Here is a 17,740-nt window from a genome sequence, read left to right on the forward strand (position 1 = left end):
TAAAGGGAGAGGGAATAAAAACCCTACAATACGTCTGGAGACTCTGTGATGAATGATAATATTTGTCAGCAGATAGAGAATAGTGCGCACTACAGGGAGCTCGTCGATAAGCGGCAACGGTTTGCCTTCACTTTATCTATCATCATGTTAATCATTTACGTCGGCTTTATTCTGCTGATTGCCTTCGCCCCACATTGGCTGGGCACCCCCCTACACGCGGGGACCAGCGTCACCCGCGGCATCCCTATCGGTATCGGGGTAATCGTCATTTCGTTTGTGCTGACCGCCGTGTACGTCATTCGTGCTAACGGTGAATTTGATCGTCTGAATAAAGCGGTTCTGCGTGAGGTAAAAGCATCATGAAGCGAGTTCTGACGGCGCTCGCCGCCACCCTCCCCTTTGCGGCAAATGCCGCCGATGCCATTACCGGGGCTGTTGAACGCCAGCCAACCAACTGGCAGGCGATTGTGATGTTCCTGATCTTCGTGGTGCTGACGCTGTATATCACCTACTGGGCGTCGAAACGCGTGCGCTCCCGTAATGATTACTACACCGCGGGCGGCAATATTACCGGCTTCCAGAACGGGCTGGCGATCGCGGGCGACTTTATGTCGGCGGCCTCCTTCCTCGGGATCTCTGCGCTGGTCTACACCTCCGGCTACGACGGGCTGATCTACTCTCTCGGCTTCCTCGTCGGCTGGCCCATTATTCTGTTCCTGATCGCTGAACGTCTGCGTAACCTCGGGCGTTATACCTTTGCCGACGTGGCCTCCTATCGCCTGAAGCAGGGGCCGATCCGTACCCTCTCCGCCTGCGGCTCGCTGGTGGTGGTGGCCCTGTACCTGATCGCCCAGATGGTGGGTGCCGGTAAACTCATCCAGCTGCTGTTCGGCCTGAACTACCATATCGCGGTGGTGCTGGTGGGCGTGCTGATGGTGATGTACGTCCTGTTTGGCGGCATGCTCGCCACCACCTGGGTGCAGATCATTAAAGCCGTACTGCTGCTGTTCGGTGCCAGCTTTATGGCCTTTATGGTAATGAAGCACGTCGGCTTCAGCTTCAACAACCTGTTCAGCGAAGCGATGGCGGTCCACCCGAAAGGAGAAGCGATCATGAGTCCGGGCGGGCTGGTGAAAGATCCGATCTCGGCGCTGTCGTTAGGTCTCGGACTGATGTTTGGTACCGCAGGTCTGCCGCACATCCTGATGCGTTTCTTCACGGTGTCCGATGCGCGCGAAGCGCGTAAAAGCGTACTCTACGCCACCGGCTTTATGGGTTACTTCTACATTCTGACCTTTATCATCGGCTTCGGTGCCATCATGCTGGTAGGTGCCAACCCGGCGTTCAAAGACGCGGCGGGTGCGCTGATTGGCGGCAACAACATGGCGGCAGTGCACCTGGCTGACGCGGTGGGTGGCAACCTGTTCCTCGGCTTTATCTCCGCCGTAGCCTTCGCCACTATTCTGGCGGTGGTCGCGGGTCTGACGCTGGCCGGGGCTTCTGCGGTCTCCCATGACCTCTATGCCAACGTCTGGCGTAAAGGTGCTTCCGAGCGCGATGAGCTGAAAGTCTCCAAAATCACCGTGCTGGTGCTGGGGGTGGTGGCGATCCTGCTGGGGATCCTGTTCGAGAACCAGAATATCGCCTTTATGGTGGGACTGGCCTTCTCCATCGCTGCAAGCTGCAACTTCCCGATCATTCTGCTCTCCATGTACTGGTCAAAACTGACCACCCGTGGGGCGATGGTGGGCGGCTGGCTGGGCCTGCTGACCGCGGTGATCCTGATGATCCTCGGCCCAACCATCTGGGTGCAGATCCTCGGCCACGAAAAAGCCATCTTCCCTTACGAGTACCCGGCGCTGTTCTCTATCGCCGTGGCATTCATTGGGATCTGGTTCTTCTCCGCCACCGATAACTCGGCGGAAGGGAATCTGGAGCGTGAGAAGTTCCGCGCCCAGTTTATCCGTTCTCAAACCGGCCTGGGTGTCGAACAGGGCCGCGCGCACTAAAATCCCCTCCCCGGCCGCTGGTCGGGGATCACATTTTTTTCCCCTTCTGGTGACGTTTATCACGTCGCCAGAACGGAAAAAGCCGATGCACATCACAGGCTTTATCTGCGATCCGCAAAGGCCATCACACTTTTCCCCATTTCACGCCAATCCCCGGCTTTCCCTCTCCCCACCGTACAGACAATCCTTGTCTCAGTTTTTATTCTTTAGTTACCGCGACGCGCTCAGGCTTCTGGCAAAGCGCTCCAGCCGCGCCGGGCTCAGCAACAGCGGCAGGAATAACGGCGCGTTGGCGGGAGGATCAGCCAGCCAGCGATTCAGGGTGTCGCTGTAGTGAAGCAGCCGGTGCTGATGCTTCTGCAGGGTATCAGCAGGCAGGCTGTTCGCACCGTAATGGTCGAGCCACAGCACGTCGGTCACTGCGGCGGCCACGTGGGAGAACATCTGGCTGTAGATCTCCGCGCTGCGCCAGGCGGCGAGCAGGATCGCCAGGCTGTCGTCCGGGCAGATAATACGCGGCATCAGCTCACGCAGGTTTTGCAGCGTGCGTGATGCAAGGAAGCAGGCGGCCTCTTTCTCCAGCGCCATCCGCTCCCGCTGCTCTCTGCCAAGCGCGGGATCGTCGGTGGGCATCAGCGGCTGCCAGGCATGCAGCCAGTTGGCGCTGCGGGTGTCCATATGCAGCAGCTGCTGCGCCTGGGCCATGCTCTCCGGGATCTGGCTCTGATAGTGCAGCCGTCGCCCGAGGAGGTTCGGCGTTTTGCACAGCCAGTCGTAGCTGGCATGGACGATGGTCGAGAGCTGATGCCTGTCCTGCTGGGAGCGAAAACCGAGCTGATGGTGCTCCGCCCAGCGATCGAAGGTGGCAGGCAGCGCCGCATCGGCGGCCTGGTTGGCGGCGGTAAGCCCAAACAGGTTGATGGCGTTGGCGGAGTCCATCACCCGGCTGTCGGGCAGCCACTGCCAGCTCACGCGGGAGGTAATGGCTTCGATTTCGTTTTCGGCGGCGCTGAGCGCCCAGCTTAAGCGGCCGCCGATCTCATCGGCCAGATAGCACGGCAGAGCGGTCCAGCCGTAGCCGGTGCCGAAGAGGTCGTACTCGATCCACTTTTTATGTCCCGGCAGGGTGGCGATATGCGGATGGTTGGCAAAGCCGGGATGGTAATCCAGTTCGGTGGCTTTTACCGAGGCGCGCACGTCGTCCGGGAGCGTCGCCAGAATGTTCGCGAGCTGCTGGCGCGGCCAGCTGTCATCAATGAAGTCGCGCAGGATCAGATTCTTGCCCCGGGCGCGCAGCAGGCTCCAGACATCATGCAGGCTTTGCTGCCAGCGGGTGGTCTGAAAGTCCGGCGTCGTCAGGCTGAGAATAAGCCCGCTGAGATGGGGCAAGGCATGTAATAGCGAATGCAATATCGCGGCATAAAAAAGGTGCCAGAAATCGGGCGCGCTTTTTTCGTCGAACGTCAGCTCAGGAAATTTACGCTTAATAATGTCGTCATTGGGCGCGGCTTCACCCTGAAGCCAGAACGACAGGTTATTTTCCGCCAGATAACGATCGACGCGGATTAAATATTGCAGGGCGTAATTTTGCTGATGAATAAGGTTCTCGACGTTGAGCTTCTGGCTTAACGGCGAGGGCGTCGCCAGTACCGAAAGCAGTTCCTGTTGATGCAGGATGATCCCAGTGAAACCGTGCTGTTTCGCGCTTTTTACGCCCTGAATAAACCAGGGCCAGTGCCAGATAAAAGTGCTGTTCAGCTCCATCAACTGATGTGGAATACGTTTCATTGGGCCACCTTGCTGATTTTTATTATTCATATTAATCGAGGATGCCATGAAAACTTATGCTCTGGTAGGAACGGGCGGTCGCGCCGGTTTATATATTTCCGCCATCGGCGGCGCCTGGCGGGAAAATGCCAGAATGGTCGCGTTCTGCGATACCAATACCACGCGGATGCACTACGCCAATCAGTTATTAAAAAACGAAGGGGCCGCGCCGGTCTCTACCTGGCAGGCGGCGCAGTTTGAAGAGATGATCCGCGAAACGCGTCCCGATGTGATTATTGTCACCACCATGGACCGCACCCACGACGACTACATCGTTCGCGCCCTGCACGCCGGCTGCGATGTGATTACCGAAAAGCCGATGACCATCGACGAACAGCGCGCCCTGCGCATTCTTGACGCCATCGAAGAGACCGGCCGCAGCGTGCGCGTGGCCTTCAACTACCGCTACGCCCCGCACCATAGCAAGGTGCGCGAGCTGCTGATGCAGGGGACGATCGGCAGGGTCACCTCGGTACACTTCGAATGGCTGCTCAACACCGAACACGGCGCGGACTACTTCCGCCGCTGGCACCGGGAAAAACGCAACAGTGGTGGCCTGCTGGTGCATAAATCCACCCACCACTTCGACCTGATGAACTTCTGGCTCGGCAGCTACCCGGAGCGGGTTTACGCCGAAGGCAGCCTGCAGTTCTATGGCCGGGAGAACGCGGAGAAGCGCGGGGTAACGCACTTTTACCCGCGCGCCCACGGCTTTGCCGAAGCGAAAGCGGATCCCTTTGCCCTGCAGATGGCAGAGAACGCCCAGCTGAAAGCGCTCTATCTCGACGCCGAGCATGAAGATAACTACTTTCGCGACCAGAGCGTGTTCAGCGACGGCATCACCATTGAAGACACGATGTCAGTGCTGGTGAAATACCAGAACCAGGTCCAGCTCACCTACTCCCTCAATGTCTACCTGCCGTGGGAAGGGCTGAATGTGGTCTTTAACGGTACCGAAGGCCGGCTGGAGATGAAGATCGTCGAGAAGTCTTACGTCAACGCCGGGGGCGAGCGCGAAAACGAGGGCAGCCTTGAGCAGTGCGATCTCACCGTCTTCCCGATGTTTGCCGAACCCTGGAAAGCGGAGTTCAGCCTCGGCGAAGGGGGCCACGGCGGCGGCGACAACGCCATGCTGGCCGACCTGTTCGGTACGCCGGGCCACGACCCGCTGCAGCGCGCGGCCGACCACCGGGCCGGGGCGATGTCTATCCTCACCGGGATTGCAGGCAACATCTCCATGCAGCAGCAGCGGCCGGTCAACTTCAGGGAGTTTGAGCTGGTTTCCCGTCTGACGAAACGCTAAGGACGTATTGCAGGCGCGGCAGGAGGCTGCGCCGTTATTCACCTGTTTAATAATAAAAGTCCCGGAGAAAAATAATGAATAAGCTCCTGTCAGGTGTCATCGCATCGCTGTTATTTTCCTGTACCTCTGCCTGGGCGCAGCCCGTTGAATTACGCATGTCGTGGTGGGGTGGCAACAGCCGCCACCAGGCCACGCTGAAGGCGCTCGACGCTTTCGAAAAAGCGCATCCGGAGATCAAAGTGAAGGCCGAATACACCGGCTGGGACGGGCACCTTTCGCGCCTGACCACCCAGATGGCGAGCGGCACCGAGCCGGATGTGATGCAGACCAACTGGCCGTGGCTGATCGTCTTTTCCAAAAACGGCGAAGGCTATTACGATCTCGACAAGCTGAAAGCGGAGCTCGATTTAAGCCAGTATCAGGCGCAGGATCTGCAGTCCACCACCATCAAAGGCAAGCTCAACGGCCTGCCGATCTCGGTTAACGCCCCGGTCTTTTACTACAACGACGTCACCTGGCAGAAAGCCGGGCTGGCGTACCCGAAAACCTGGGATGAATTTTTTGCCGCCGGGAAAACCTTCCAGCAAAAACTGGGTAACAACTACTACCCCTACGCGATGGTCGATCAGGACGTCATTCTGCTGCTCAATACGTACATGATGCAGACCCACCACCAGCCGATGTTCAACAGCGACGGCACCTTCGCCTGGAACGACGCCCAGTGGCAGGAGGCATTCAGCTTTGTGAAGCGCCTGAGCGACGATCGCGTTCTTCCGTCACCAAAAACCCTCTCCTCCTACGGCAAAGGCAATCTCTATGAGATGAAGCCGTGGATTAACGGCGAATGGGGCGGCCTGTTTACCTGGAACATCACCATTCGGATGTTTGCCAACAACATGACGCCGCCGGCGAAGCTGGTGCTGGGCGACTACGTGATGCAGCCCGGGACGGAGGAATCGGGGGTCTACTTCAAAACGGCGCAGATGCTGTCGGTGGCGAAATCCACGAAGCATCCAAAAGAGGCGGCGATACTGGTGAACTATCTGCTTAACGATCCGCACTCGGTTGAAGCGCTGGGGCTGGAGCGCGGTATTCCGCTCAACAAGGCGGCGGAGACGCAGCTTACGGAGAAAGGGGTGATTGACCCGCAGGATCCGGTGATCGCCGGGCTGCGTCAGGCGCAGTCCCTGCACACTACCGCCGTTGCCACGCCCTATATCGAAGATTTGCAGGTGATCGACCAGTTCACCTCAGCGCGGGAAAAACTGGAGCAGGGCCAGACGCCCGCGCAGGTCGCGGCAGATTTCCGTCAGAAGGTGGAGCGGATTGTGCGTCGTTTGAATCGTTAGCCTTGCCGGGTGGCGCTGCGCTTACCCGGCCTACAATACCGTAGGCCCGTGCAAGCGCAGCGCCGCCGGGCAAAAATCAGAACATCAACCAGCCCACCAGCGGAGCCACCAGCACCATCACCACGCCGGAGAGCATCATCACCAGGCTGGCGACCACCCCCTCCTGCTGGCCCAGCTCGTAGGAGCGGGCAGTGCCCGCGCCGTGGGAGGCCGCGCCAAACCCGGCCCCTTTCGCCATCCCTTCACGGATCGAGAGCCGCAGAAACAGCATATCCCCCACCGCCATACCGAACACCCCGGTGACCACCACGAACAGCGCCACCAGATCCGGCTGTCCGCCGAGCGGTTTCGCCGCGGCCAGCGCAAAGGGCGTGGTGACGGAGCGCACCGCAAGGCTGCGCTGGATCTCGTCCGACAGGGTAAACAATCGCGCCAGCCAGACCGAGCTGGTAACGGCCACCACCGTGGCGGTGATCACCCCGGCGGAGAGCGACATCCAGTGGCGTTTGATCACCGCGAGGTTGTCGTACACCGGCACCGCAAAGGCGATGGTCGCCGGGCCGAGCAGCCACAGCAGCCAGTGCGCTTCCCCGATATAGTTCTGCCAGGAGATATGGCCCCACACCAGCATCATCACCAGCAGAATCGGGGTGAAGACCAGCGGCATCAGAGGCAGTTTACGAAAGCGGCGATAGAGACGCTTGTTGGCGAAATAGATCACCAGCGTCACCACCAGGCAGAGGACGCTGACCTGAAAGTTAGTCATGTTTCTGCCTGCTGATTTCAAAGCGATAGACTTTATCCACCACCCACGCGGTGGCACCCAGCACCATCAGCGTGCTCAGGGCGATCACCGCAAAAATACGCCAGCCATCCACCATCAGCAGCTGGACGTAATTGACCACCGCCACCACCGCAGGCACAAAGAACAGCAGCATTTCCGCCAGCAGCCAGCGCGAGCCCGCCCGCACCCAGTTCAGGGGAATAACGCGACAGAGGATCAGGCTGAACATCAGCACCATCCCGACCAGATTGGCCGGCAGCGGCAGATGTAGCCAGCTAACTAGGTATTCAGCGAAGACAAAAAGACCCGCATAAAGCAGTACCTGCACCGGTACCTGGAGTCGTTGCACGACGGCAGGCGTAACGCGACCTAACGCCACGGTCATGGGGATTTCCTAAAAATGAGAGAGAGCGCCAGTATAGTGAGCGCCCGTAATTGACTGAAATGAATTAAAATCATCAAAGGTATAGTTTCGAGGAATAGTCATGGACATACGCACGCTGCGTTACTTTGTCGAAGTGGTCCGCCAGCAGAGTTTCACCCGCGCCGCGGAGAAGCTTTTTGTCACCCAACCCACCATCAGCAAAATGCTGAAAAACCTCGAAGATGAACTGAACTGTACCCTGCTGATCCGCGACGGACGCAAGCTGCTGTTAACCGACACCGGTCGGGTGGTGTTTGAGCGCGGGCTGGCGATCCTCGCGGAGTTTCGCCAGCTGGAGGCCGAACTGGGCGATATCAACCACCTGAATAAAGGCTTACTGCGCCTCGGGATCCCGCCAATGGTGGGGATGATGATGGCCGGGCCCATCGGCCTGTTTCGCCAGCGCTACCCCGGCGTGGAGCTGAAAATTTCTGAATTTGGCGGCTTAACCGTTCAGCAGGCGGTGATCAACGGCGAGCTGGATCTGGCGATGACCGCCCTGCCGGTGGAGGAGGACAGCGGCCTGACCGCGCTGCCGCTGTTCAGCCATCCGCTGTGCGTGCTGGTGCCGCGCTCCGGTAGCTGGTTGACGCTTGAGGCCATTAATCCGGAGCTGCTGGCCGAGCATCCGCTACTGATCTACAACGAAGATTTTGCCCTCAGCCGCCAGCTGATGCAGCTCTTCAGCCAGCACGGCGTGAAGCCGCGCATCGTGGTGCGCAGCGGGCAGTGGGACTTTCTGGCGGCGATGGTGCAGGCGGGGGTGGGGATTGCCATATTGCCGCAGCCCATCTGCGAGCGGCTGGATAAAAACACGCTGCGCTGGATCCCGTTGCAGAGCGATCTGCACTGGCAGCTGGGGATGATCTGGCGGGAGGGGGTCTACCTGTCGAACAGCGCTCAGGCGTGGCTGAAATGCTGTGAGGGATTCTGGACTTCGGTGGAATAACGCCGGGTGGCGGCTTCGCCTTACCCGGCCTACGGTCAGCATGCAGGCCCGGTAAGCGTAGCGCCACCGGGCAATAAACGGCTACTGCTTCTCTATTAACAACGCTTCCATCAAATCGAGATCGTGCAGCAGTTTTTGCAGGGTCTCGTTGCTGATCTCCCGAGTGGCGCGCAGGTGGTACAGCTCCGCGCGTTCCGAGCGCAGCGCGGCCAGGCGGAAGCGGCGTTCGAGGTTCTCTTCCATCAGCGAGCTCTCCACGTCGTTGCGGCCATCCGCGCGGCGGCGCAGGTTACCAATCACCCGCGAACTCACCTCTTTCAGCAGCTGGGTATCGATGTTCTCTTCGGTATCGGCGGCCAGACGCTCCTCCATCTTCTGGATGGCAACAATGGCGACCTCCGCCGTTGCCGCCCGGGCAATACGCGCCTCTTTATGCTGCTGAACGTGATCGCCGACTTCCATGTGTTGCAGCAGGATCGGCAGCATCACCACGCCGACAAACAGCGAGAACAGGATCACCCCTGCCGCCAGGAACACCAGCTCATAGCGGGCCGGGAAGACGTCGCCGGTCGGCAGCAGCAGCGGAATGGAGAGCACACCGGCCAGCGTGATAGCCCCACGCACCCCGGCGAAGGTGGAGATCAGCAGTTCACGGGTGGTCCATGAGCCAAACTCCATCGGTTTCTTTTTCAGGAAACGCACGCTGAATTTTTTCATCGTCCACAGCCAGCCGAAACGCACCAGCATCAGCGCGGCGTAAATCAGCACGATATCGGTAAACAGCATCCAGGTTTCAACATTCGGGTCGGCTTCGGCCGCCACCAGCGAGGATTCGAGGATCCCCGGTAGCTGCAGGCCCAACAGCAGGAACACCATGCCGTTAAAGACAAACTCCAGCATCGACCAGGTGCTGTTGGCGCGCAGGCGCATCGCCAGCGGCGCGGTACGCATGACCCCGGCGCGGGTAATGGTCATCCCGGCAGCCACCGCCGCCAGAATGCCAGATACGCCGATGTGTTCTGCAATCAGATAAGAGGCGAACGGCAGCAGGAACAGCAGCACGATTTGCGTGGCGGGCTCATCGCCGCCCCAGCGACTGAGGAAGCGCAGCGAACGACCGTACAGCCAGCTCACCACAAACCCAGCCAAAATGCCGCCAATGGCGACTTTAAAGAATTCAACGGACGCCCCGCCGATGGTGAAGACCATGGTGCCCATCGCCACGGCAACGGCAAACTTCAGCGCCACCAGGCCGGAGGCGTCGTTCATCAGCGCCTCGCCCTGCAGAATGCCCATGATTTTCTTCGGTATGCGCCCTTCACCGACGATCCCCGACAGCGCCACGGCATCGGTTGGCGACAGCACTGCCGCCAGCGCAAAGGCCGGTATCAGCGGGATGCCCGGCACCACCCAGTAGATGAGAAAACCAATCCCCACCACGGTGACCACCACCAGCGCCAGCGCCAGGCCGAAAATTTCGCGCCCGTGTTCGAGAAACTCACGGGTCGGGGTTTTCCAGCCGTCGGCAAACAGCAGGGGAGGAATAAACAGTACCAGAAACAGTTCGGGATCAAACTCGACATGCAATCCGAACGTCGGCCACGCCAGCAGAGCACCGATGGCGATCTGCATCAGCGGCAGCGGTAACTGGAAGGGCAGTACGCGGGTGACTACCCCGGAGAGAGAGACCAAAAGGGTCATGATGAGTATTGTGAAGAAGATTTCCATGCGTTCCCTGTTTGCGAGATTTCTGTACGTTTACATCACTGGCATCTTGCCACAGTGTATCTCCCCCAGAGTAACGCATAAGGCAACAAGATGTGTTCCGAAAATAAAAACGGGCGGCCTGAGCCACCCGTTGTTTTGTGCAGTTGCCAGCTTAGATAGCCCAGCCGCCCGCGTAGAATGCCACCAGCGCCACGGCAATCACTACCGTACCGATGTTCAGCTTACGCCATTCACCGGAGACGATACGGCCAATCACCAGCGACGCGAAACCGATCATGATGCCGGTTACGATGTTACAGGTCAGCACGATGAACACCGCGGTGATCAGACCGGCCATCGCATCAACGAAGTCGGCAAAATCAATTTTCGCCACGTTGCTCAGCATCAGCAGGCCAACGTACATCAGCGCCGGTGCAGTGGCGTATGCCGGCACCAGATACGACAGCGGAGCAAGGAACAGGATCAGCAGGAACAGCACGCCGATGGTGATCGCCGTCAGACCGGTTTTACCGCCTGCCGCCGTACCCGCCGCAGATTCGATATACACGGCTGCCGGGGCAGCACCCACCAGGCCGGAGAAGACGCTGCTCAGGGAGTCGGTGGTCAGCGCTTTGCCGCCATCGATAATCTGACCGTCTTTATCCAGCAGATTCGCCTGGCCCGCTACCGCACGGATGGTGCCGGTGGCGTCGAAGACCGCGGTCATCACCAGAGCCAGCACGCTTGGCAGTACCACCGGGTTCAGCGCGCCCATGATATCCAGGCTACCGATCAGCGAGTTGCCGTTTTCATCGCTCAGGGATGGCATGGCGAACACGCCGGAGAAGTGCACCGCAGGATCGAAAATCAGACCCACAACAGAAACGCCGATGATGGTCAGCAGGATGCCGCCCGGCACTTTCAGTTTTTCCAGACCAATGATCACCGCCAGGCCAATCAGCGACATGATCACCGGGAAGCTGGCGAAATTACCCAGCGCAACCGGCAGACCGTCCAGCGGGTTCTTGATCACCAGACCAACGCCGTTGGCGGCAATCAGCAGCAGGAACAGACCGATACCGATCCCGGTGCCGTGCGCAACGCCCTGCGGCAGGTTGCGAAGGATCCAGCTACGGATACCTGTAGCGGAGATGATGGTAAACAGCACACCCATCAGGAACACGGCACCCAGCGCAACCGGCACGCTGATCTGCTGACCCAGCACCAGGCTGAACGCGGTGAAGGCGGTCAGCGAGATGGCGCAGCCGATCGCCAGCGGCAGGTTGGCCCACAGACCCATCACGATGGAGCCCACACCGGCCACCAGACAGGTGGCAACAAAGACCGCCGCCGGTGGGAAACCGGCTTTGCCCAGCATGCCCGGGACCACGATCACCGAGTAGACCATCGCCAGGAAGGTCGTCAGACCGGCAACGATCTCCTGACGCACGGTGCTGCCGCGGGCAGAAATTTTGAACATGGCGTCGAGTGAACCGCCGGTACGCGCAGATGGCGTAGACATAGAAAACATCCCCTGAAAAATTATTATCGTCGTCGGTCAGCGTGATGGACACTCCACGACCAGCGAAACGTCTTATCCCTGTGCTGCGTTTATGACAAAGAGGGGCGTCATAAAAAAAGCAAACGTTTAGCTTCACGCTGACAAAACGGGTGTTGAATTAAAGGCAAACGATTATCCGGCTTAAACATGGGCGTTTTCAACTTAACTTTGCCGTTTTTCGCTAATTTCCATACGGGGTGGTGAAGAAGTAGACAGAGTATGCGCAAACGTTATCGTGAATGCGCAATTTGATAACATTTTCAGGACTCGCCAGGAATTTCGAACGGACCGCCCTGCTGGATCGCCCGCTGCCAGGCCGGACGCATTTCGACGTTTTTCATCCAGCTCTGCAGGTGAGGAAGATCCTCGATACCGCCACGTTTCAGCAGGGCAAACACCGGGAAGCTCATCTGCACATCCGCCATGCTGAGGCTATCCCCGGCAAACCAGCGGTGATCCTTCAGCCAGGACTCGAGAAAACGGGCGTGAGTTTCCAGCTGTTTGTTGAGATAGGCCTTCTGCACCCCCTGCCCCAGCACTTTGCCCAGCGAGCGCAGGCCAAACGGGATCGGCGGTTTACCGAGGCTGGAGAAGACCAGCTTCATCAGCAGCAGCGGCATCAGGGAGCCTTCGGCGTAGTGGAGCCAGAAACGGTAGTGCAGTTTCATCTCGCGATCCTGCGGCTTAAGCTGCGACCCGGGATCGTAGGTCTCCTGCAGGTATTCGAGGATAGCCCCCGACTCCGCGAGGATCAGGCCGTTATCCTCCAGCACCGGGGATTTGCCCAGCGGGTGGACTTTGCGCAACGCGGCGGGGGCCATCATGGTCTTATCCCGCTGATAACGTTCAATCTGATAGGGCAGTGAGAGCTCTTCCAGCGCCCAGAGCACGCGCTGGGATCGGGACTGGTTGAGGTGGTGGACCTTAATCATGGTCATCTCCAGTTGGGCTTATCCACTAACTATAGAAAATTGCACAACCTGGCGAAAAAATTTCGCCGAGTTTTTGTACAGGCGCGCTGGAAAACCCGGGCTCCCGGCCTAGACTTAAATTGTCAGCACAAACCGGAACCTCCAAAGCATGCTCGACTGAGGGGTGTTGATGTCGGGGGAAACCCTCCTGTGAACCAGCGGGATAGAGAGAAAGACAAAGACCGGGAATAAACTAAAGCGCCCTCTGTGGCGCTTTAGTTTTTACTGCGTCTGGCTAATCCTCTTCCAGCAGCCGCGCGCCGGTGCCCTGCTCGCCCAGTCTGTCGCCAGGGTTACGCAGCGGGCAGTCGCTGCGCGACAGGCAACCGCAGCCGATGCAGCCGTCAAGCTCATCGCGCAGCGCCTCCAGGGTATGAATGCGCCGATCCAGCTCGTCGCGCCACTGGGAGGATAACGCCTTCCACTCCTTTGCACTCAGGGTATGCCCCTCCGGCAGGATGCCGAACGCCTCGCCAATGGTGGCCAGCGGGATGCCAATGCGTTGGGCAATCTTAATGATCGCCACGTAGCGCAGCACGTCACGGGTATAACGCCGCTGGTTGCCGGTGTTGCGAATACTCTTAATTAACCCTTTGCTTTCATAAAAATGCAGGGCTGACACCGCCACGCCGCTACGCCTGGCCACCTCGCCCGGGGTCAGCAGCGGTTTTATCCGCGGTAATTTCTTTTCCATAAAACCTCTTTACCTCAAGTTAACTTGAGGAATTATACTCGCCCGCAGACAAAACGACGAATCTACAGACACAGGTGTACCCAGAGGGAGGCTGCTTTATGTCGCATCAACAAATTATTCAGACACTTATTGAATGGATGGATGACCATATCGATCAACCCTTGAGTATCGATGTGGTGGCGAAAAAGTCAGGTTATTCGAAGTGGTATTTGCAGAGGATGTTCCGCGCCGTCACGCACCAGACGCTGGGCGAATACATTCGTCAGCGCCGGTTATTGTTGGCCGCCCAGGCGCTGCGCACGACCCAGCGACCTATTTTTGATATCGCCATGGATCTGGGCTATGTCTCTCAGCAGACCTTTTCCCGCGTATTCCGCCGCGAGTTTGATCGCACCCCCAGCGACTACCGTCATCAGCTGAATTAGTGGCTGTGGGCGAGTGATGCCGCGACAGGCTGTTGCTGCCAGGTCATGAAATCCTGCGGCGACATGGCCTTCGCAAAGTGCCAGCCCTGGCAATACTGCACGCCGCGCTTGTTTAACCAGGTGACCTGTTCCGCCGTTTCCACCCCTTCGGCGATGGTTTTTAAGCGTAGGCTCTGGGCCATTTCGATAATGTGCTCGACGATCAGGTGGCTGGTGCTGTTGGTGGTCAGCGTATCAATAAAGGATTTATCGATTTTCAGGATATCGACGTTCAGGGAGTAGAGGTTGTGCAGGTTGGAATAGCCGGTACCAAAATCATCGATCGCCACTTCATAACCTGCCTGACGGAACGCCTGAATCACCGGCGTCGTTTTCGGCACGTCGATAAACCCGCGCTCGGTCACTTCGATTTTAATCTGCTGGGCCCGAACGTTGTAGTGGCGGGCCTTATCGGTGATCATCGCAATCAGGCGTGAAGAGTGGAAGTCGGTCGCCGACAGGTTAATGGAGATATAGATATGCGGATTGCAGGCCAGGAAAGGGCCCAAATCGCTGAAGACTTCTTCCACCACGTAGTCGGTAATGCGCTCGCTCATGCCCTCTTCTTCTGCCAGCGGGATAAATTCTACCGGACTCATCACCGGGCCGTTAAATCCAGGCCATCGCAACAGCGCCTCAGCCCCGACACAGACGTTGCTTTTAATATCAATAATTGGCTGGTAGTGCAGGCAAAGCTGTCTTTTATTTAATGCCCGATGCAATAAACGCCCCGGGGAATTAAATTCCCGTCGCGTTCGCGACCACATCAGTAAAATAATAATGCTGCTAATCATTCCCAGCGGCAGGGTTAATGTTGCCTGATGATAGAGCACTTCATAAAAACGCTGGTTGGTCGTTGAAACAATAGCGGCAATGGGGCGCTTGTCCGAGCGAACAATAGTATAAAAGCGGCCTTCGTTCTGGAAGGCGAGAGTGTTATCACCAATCAGCGTTTTTAATTCATTTTGATTCGCCTGTTCGCTGACGGAAAAAAAGGCGTTGGTCACCGTATCAAATACACCCCATGCCAGAGAGCGATCCGAAGACATGACCTCGCTATAGGTCAGGGGGTTCACCACCACCACATAATGCCCTAATTGCATATACGTCATCTTATATCCCGCATAAAAGGGCGTATCGCGGTAATAATAGATAGAGACGTCAGGCTGGCGTTGGTAATTGGCGGCGGAAATTGTATAAGGGGTATCGGGGGTGCCCGTCGTGGAGCAGAGGAATTCACGGCCATCAGCATAGAGCAGGTCGGCAATGTAAAGCCGGCCCCGCACGATATTTAACATATCCTGTCGGTGTGCTGGCGTGCAAATATCGCCCGAATACTGTTCAGCCGCATGACGTGCCAGCTCCACCTGTTGAATAACCAGTTCAGTTTTATCTAAAGCGAGTTGAGCAAAGGAGCTGAGTTGGCTGCGTGTTTCGTTAACCGCGCGTTGCTGGGCAAACCATAGCGCAAGCATCACAGGTAGCGAAACTACCATGATAACCCCGACTATACTCAGCACCTTGTCCCGTGCGCTACGATTCATTTCCGCCCTATATCCCTGCTTTTTATGTGCCTGTAATCATGAAGGCCGGATGCTTTGCTAAACAGGTGATTACGTTGCATGAATCATGCGAAGTTAGCAACTGACTTTTAACACCAATAACCTAATATTTGGTTATGCCGATAATATTTGTCCGTAAGCCAAACTGAAAGTATTCGTTTGCTGTTTATTAAGTAAAATAAATACTCGTTTAGAAAGCCAGGCACCCGGATTACGCAACAGAATGTCGTCGATTAAGTCAAACTACCGACAGCGTGAAAAAAGCGCAACTTCATCATGAGATTTTGTGCTATTTATCCCATGATAATGATTAAAGTGATTTATAAATAATCAACCGCGACGATTGTTTTTCCTCTGCCCGCGCGTTTGGCATCATAAAGTGCCTTATCTGCGCTAATGAGTAATGAGGAAGTATCGTGCCGGGCACTGCTCACCTCGACCACCCCCGCGCTAAAGGAGAGGATCAGCGTCCGGCTGCCGACGTTAAGCGGCGTCCCGGCCAGCGCCTGGCGAAGCCGGGCAGAGAGCTGTACCGCCGCGCCGCTGCGGGTCTTCGGCAGCAGCAGTAAAAATTCCTCTCCGCCCACCCGCCCCAGCGCTGAGCCGGGCGGGATCAGCCCCCGCAGGCAGTCACAGAAGTGCACCAACGCGGCATCTCCCACCAGGTGCCCCCACTGGTCATTGATCTGTTTGAAGAAATCCAGGTCAAACATCAGCACCGAGAAGTGGCTGTCGGCCTCCTGCCGCTGGCTGGCCTCCAGGGCAGCGGCAATCTGCTGCAGGATGGCAAAGCGATTTAAGCAGCGGGTCAGATCGTCGGTCATGGCCTTCATCTCCAGCTGCCGCTCTGCTTTTTTGCGGGCGGTGATATCGAGCCCGATATTGAGAATTGAGCCGTCCGGCAGGGAGATGTTCGACCACAGGATGGTGAGCTGCATTCCGTCCCGCCGTACCGGATGCCATTCATACATATCGTTCAGCGGAGTGGTGTTAACCGACTCGTGCACCCGACGGCGCACCTCCGGGTCAGGATAAAACAGCGCCAGCGGATCGGCATAAGCGTTGATCTCCGCCATGGTCCAGCCAAATACCTTTTCGCATTCGGCATTCCACAATACGCAGCGGCTATTCCTGTCGAACGAATTCATCAGCACCGGTGCCCGTTCAAACAGCGTTTTGTACTGGGCGATCATCCGCTGCATCTCTTTGGCCGTGCGCTCCCGGGCGACGAGACCGGTGACAAAATCCTTCAGCTTTTCCACCAGGATAATCACCACCTCTTTCAGCACGGTGAGGGTGTTTTGCGGCTGCGTAAACCCCAGGAAGAAATAGCCCTGCTGATGCGGTGCCATTTTACACAGCACCCCGGACTGTAATTGCTGATGGCCCGGATGTCCGGGAGGAAATATCAGCGCACCCAAATTCTCTTTCCAGCCGATGACCCGCCATGAACGGCGATGGCGCTGCAATAACAGGCTGGCAAGAAACGCATTAATTTCCAGCGGATGGCAGGTTAATTTCCCGGCACTGACAAACTGCGGCTGACCCGTATCATCCTGCATCATCACCCAGCTCAGTTGAGCGTCAAAGGTATGATTAATCGTCTCCAGCAGAGACGTTAAGGTGGCATGGGATGATAACTTTGGCATTAATTTAGCTAATGCGTGCAGGGCCCGGGTACTGTCATTACTATTCTCTCGATTTACTTGCTTCATTGTTTATTCGCAGCTCATTAACGAGACAGAAATACCGCAACGAATTAATCAGGAATAAAGTGATAGTCAGTCAGCATAAATTAATACTGACGATCTTACAGGGATGCGTGTGTAAAAATAAAATGACAAATAATAATAACCAGCAAAAAGGTCAAGCCTGATTTATTTATTACGAACGGAGTAAGCAACCGGAAGAAGCATAAGCCATAGCCCTGAGGCTGTAAATATTGTACATCCGCTCCCGGCCTGTACATGTTTTCTTATCTCAATGAATTATCAGCAAAGTTATCGTAATTACACCGGTTAGCAGGCTAAATATATATTTTTGCTAACTATAACCGTTGTGACTACAGGGTTAATTCAGGCCATTTTTATGCATTTGCCCAGTGGCGAATAAAAGAACAAATGTGATATAGTTCAC

General features: G+C 57.0%; 15 protein-coding genes. 6 read left to right on the forward strand and 9 right to left on the reverse strand.

Annotated features, from left to right (window positions below; genetic code table 11):
- Nucleotides 1–48 precede the first annotated feature (48 nt).
- Together WFO70_RS19460 and actP are read left to right on the forward strand one after the other, a co-directional pair.
- On the forward strand, nucleotides 49–363 hold the full coding sequence (locus WFO70_RS19460) for a DUF485 domain-containing protein (RefSeq protein WP_142487870.1): 315 nt from the start codon (nucleotides 49–51) through the stop codon (nucleotides 361–363).
- Nucleotides 360–2,009 (forward strand): cation/acetate symporter ActP, encoded by a 1,650-nt coding sequence (gene actP, locus WFO70_RS19465; protein WP_337018533.1) that lies wholly within the window; start codon nucleotides 360–362, stop codon nucleotides 2,007–2,009. Before WFO70_RS19460 ends, actP begins: the two co-directional genes overlap by 4 nt.
- A gap of 210 nt (nucleotides 2,010–2,219) precedes the next feature.
- Here actP and WFO70_RS19470 read toward each other — a convergent pair whose 3' ends face one another.
- Nucleotides 2,220–3,797, reverse strand: coding sequence for a hypothetical protein (locus WFO70_RS19470; RefSeq protein WP_337018535.1), 1,578 nt, complete (start codon nucleotides 3,795–3,797; stop codon nucleotides 2,220–2,222).
- 46 nt (nucleotides 3,798–3,843) lie between these two features.
- Here WFO70_RS19470 and WFO70_RS19475 point away from each other — a divergent pair, with 46 nt between their 5' ends.
- Nucleotides 3,844–5,139, forward strand: coding sequence for a Gfo/Idh/MocA family protein (locus WFO70_RS19475; RefSeq protein ID WP_337018537.1), 1,296 nt, complete (start codon nucleotides 3,844–3,846; stop codon nucleotides 5,137–5,139).
- Between the two features lie 71 nt (nucleotides 5,140–5,210).
- On the forward strand, nucleotides 5,211–6,488 hold the full coding sequence (locus WFO70_RS19480; protein WP_442913405.1) for an ABC transporter substrate-binding protein: 1,278 nt from the start codon (nucleotides 5,211–5,213) through the stop codon (nucleotides 6,486–6,488).
- Nucleotides 6,489–6,564: 76 nt separating this feature from the next.
- Here WFO70_RS19480 and WFO70_RS19485 read toward each other — a convergent pair whose 3' ends face one another.
- Both WFO70_RS19485 and WFO70_RS19490 read right to left on the reverse strand, forming a co-directional pair.
- The gene (locus WFO70_RS19485) at nucleotides 6,565–7,254 is read right to left on the reverse strand and encodes an LrgB family protein (protein WP_142487865.1); all 690 of its coding nucleotides are present in this window, start codon (nucleotides 7,252–7,254) and stop codon (nucleotides 6,565–6,567) included.
- Nucleotides 7,247–7,657, reverse strand: a complete 411-nt coding sequence (locus tag WFO70_RS19490) for a CidA/LrgA family protein (RefSeq protein ID WP_307763426.1) — start codon at nucleotides 7,655–7,657, stop codon at nucleotides 7,247–7,249. The genes WFO70_RS19485 and WFO70_RS19490 overlap by 8 nt, the downstream gene beginning before the upstream one ends.
- A 100-nt stretch (nucleotides 7,658–7,757) precedes the next feature.
- On the opposite strand from WFO70_RS19490, the gene WFO70_RS19495 reads away from it, so the two are divergent.
- Nucleotides 7,758–8,645: a LysR family transcriptional regulator gene (locus WFO70_RS19495; RefSeq protein WP_337018542.1), complete on the forward strand. Its 888-nt coding sequence runs from the start codon at nucleotides 7,758–7,760 to the stop codon at nucleotides 8,643–8,645.
- 81 nt (nucleotides 8,646–8,726) lie between these two features.
- On the opposite strand, the gene WFO70_RS19500 is transcribed toward WFO70_RS19495, so the two are convergent.
- The 4 genes from WFO70_RS19500 to soxR form a co-directional block, all read right to left on the reverse strand.
- Nucleotides 8,727–10,373 (reverse strand): Na+/H+ antiporter, encoded by a 1,647-nt coding sequence (locus WFO70_RS19500; RefSeq protein WP_337018544.1) that lies wholly within the window; start codon nucleotides 10,371–10,373, stop codon nucleotides 8,727–8,729.
- A gap of 151 nt (nucleotides 10,374–10,524) precedes the next feature.
- On the reverse strand, nucleotides 10,525–11,874 hold the full coding sequence (ghxP, locus tag WFO70_RS19505) for a guanine/hypoxanthine transporter GhxP (protein WP_156262696.1): 1,350 nt from the start codon (nucleotides 11,872–11,874) through the stop codon (nucleotides 10,525–10,527).
- Between the two features lie 299 nt (nucleotides 11,875–12,173).
- Nucleotides 12,174–12,845: a glutathione S-transferase family protein gene (locus WFO70_RS19510; protein WP_337018546.1), complete on the reverse strand. Its 672-nt coding sequence runs from the start codon at nucleotides 12,843–12,845 to the stop codon at nucleotides 12,174–12,176.
- Nucleotides 12,846–13,119: 274 nt separating this feature from the next.
- Nucleotides 13,120–13,578 (reverse strand): redox-sensitive transcriptional activator SoxR, encoded by a 459-nt coding sequence (gene soxR / locus WFO70_RS19515; protein ID WP_337018548.1) that lies wholly within the window; start codon nucleotides 13,576–13,578, stop codon nucleotides 13,120–13,122.
- Between the two features lie 98 nt (nucleotides 13,579–13,676).
- Here soxR and soxS point away from each other — a divergent pair, with 98 nt between their 5' ends.
- The gene (gene soxS / locus WFO70_RS19520) at nucleotides 13,677–14,003 is read left to right on the forward strand and encodes a superoxide response transcriptional regulator SoxS (RefSeq protein WP_103177869.1); all 327 of its coding nucleotides are present in this window, start codon (nucleotides 13,677–13,679) and stop codon (nucleotides 14,001–14,003) included.
- Here the strand turns inward: soxS and WFO70_RS19525 are convergent.
- Together WFO70_RS19525 and WFO70_RS19530 are read right to left on the reverse strand one after the other, a co-directional pair.
- A complete protein-coding gene (locus WFO70_RS19525) occupies nucleotides 14,000–15,586 on the reverse strand; it encodes an EAL domain-containing protein (RefSeq protein WP_337018550.1) in 1,587 nt (528 codons plus the stop codon). The genes soxS and WFO70_RS19525 overlap by 4 nt on opposite strands.
- A gap of 338 nt (nucleotides 15,587–15,924) precedes the next feature.
- Nucleotides 15,925–17,253 carry a GGDEF domain-containing protein gene (locus WFO70_RS19530; RefSeq protein ID WP_337018552.1) on the reverse strand — a complete coding sequence of 443 codons (1,329 nt, stop codon included), beginning with the start codon at nucleotides 17,251–17,253 and terminating at the stop codon, nucleotides 15,925–15,927.
- Nucleotides 17,254–17,740 lie beyond the last annotated feature (487 nt).

It is taken from the genome of Leclercia sp. AS011, from assembly GCF_037152535.1.
Taxonomy (GTDB): domain Bacteria; phylum Pseudomonadota; class Gammaproteobacteria; order Enterobacterales; family Enterobacteriaceae; genus Enterobacter.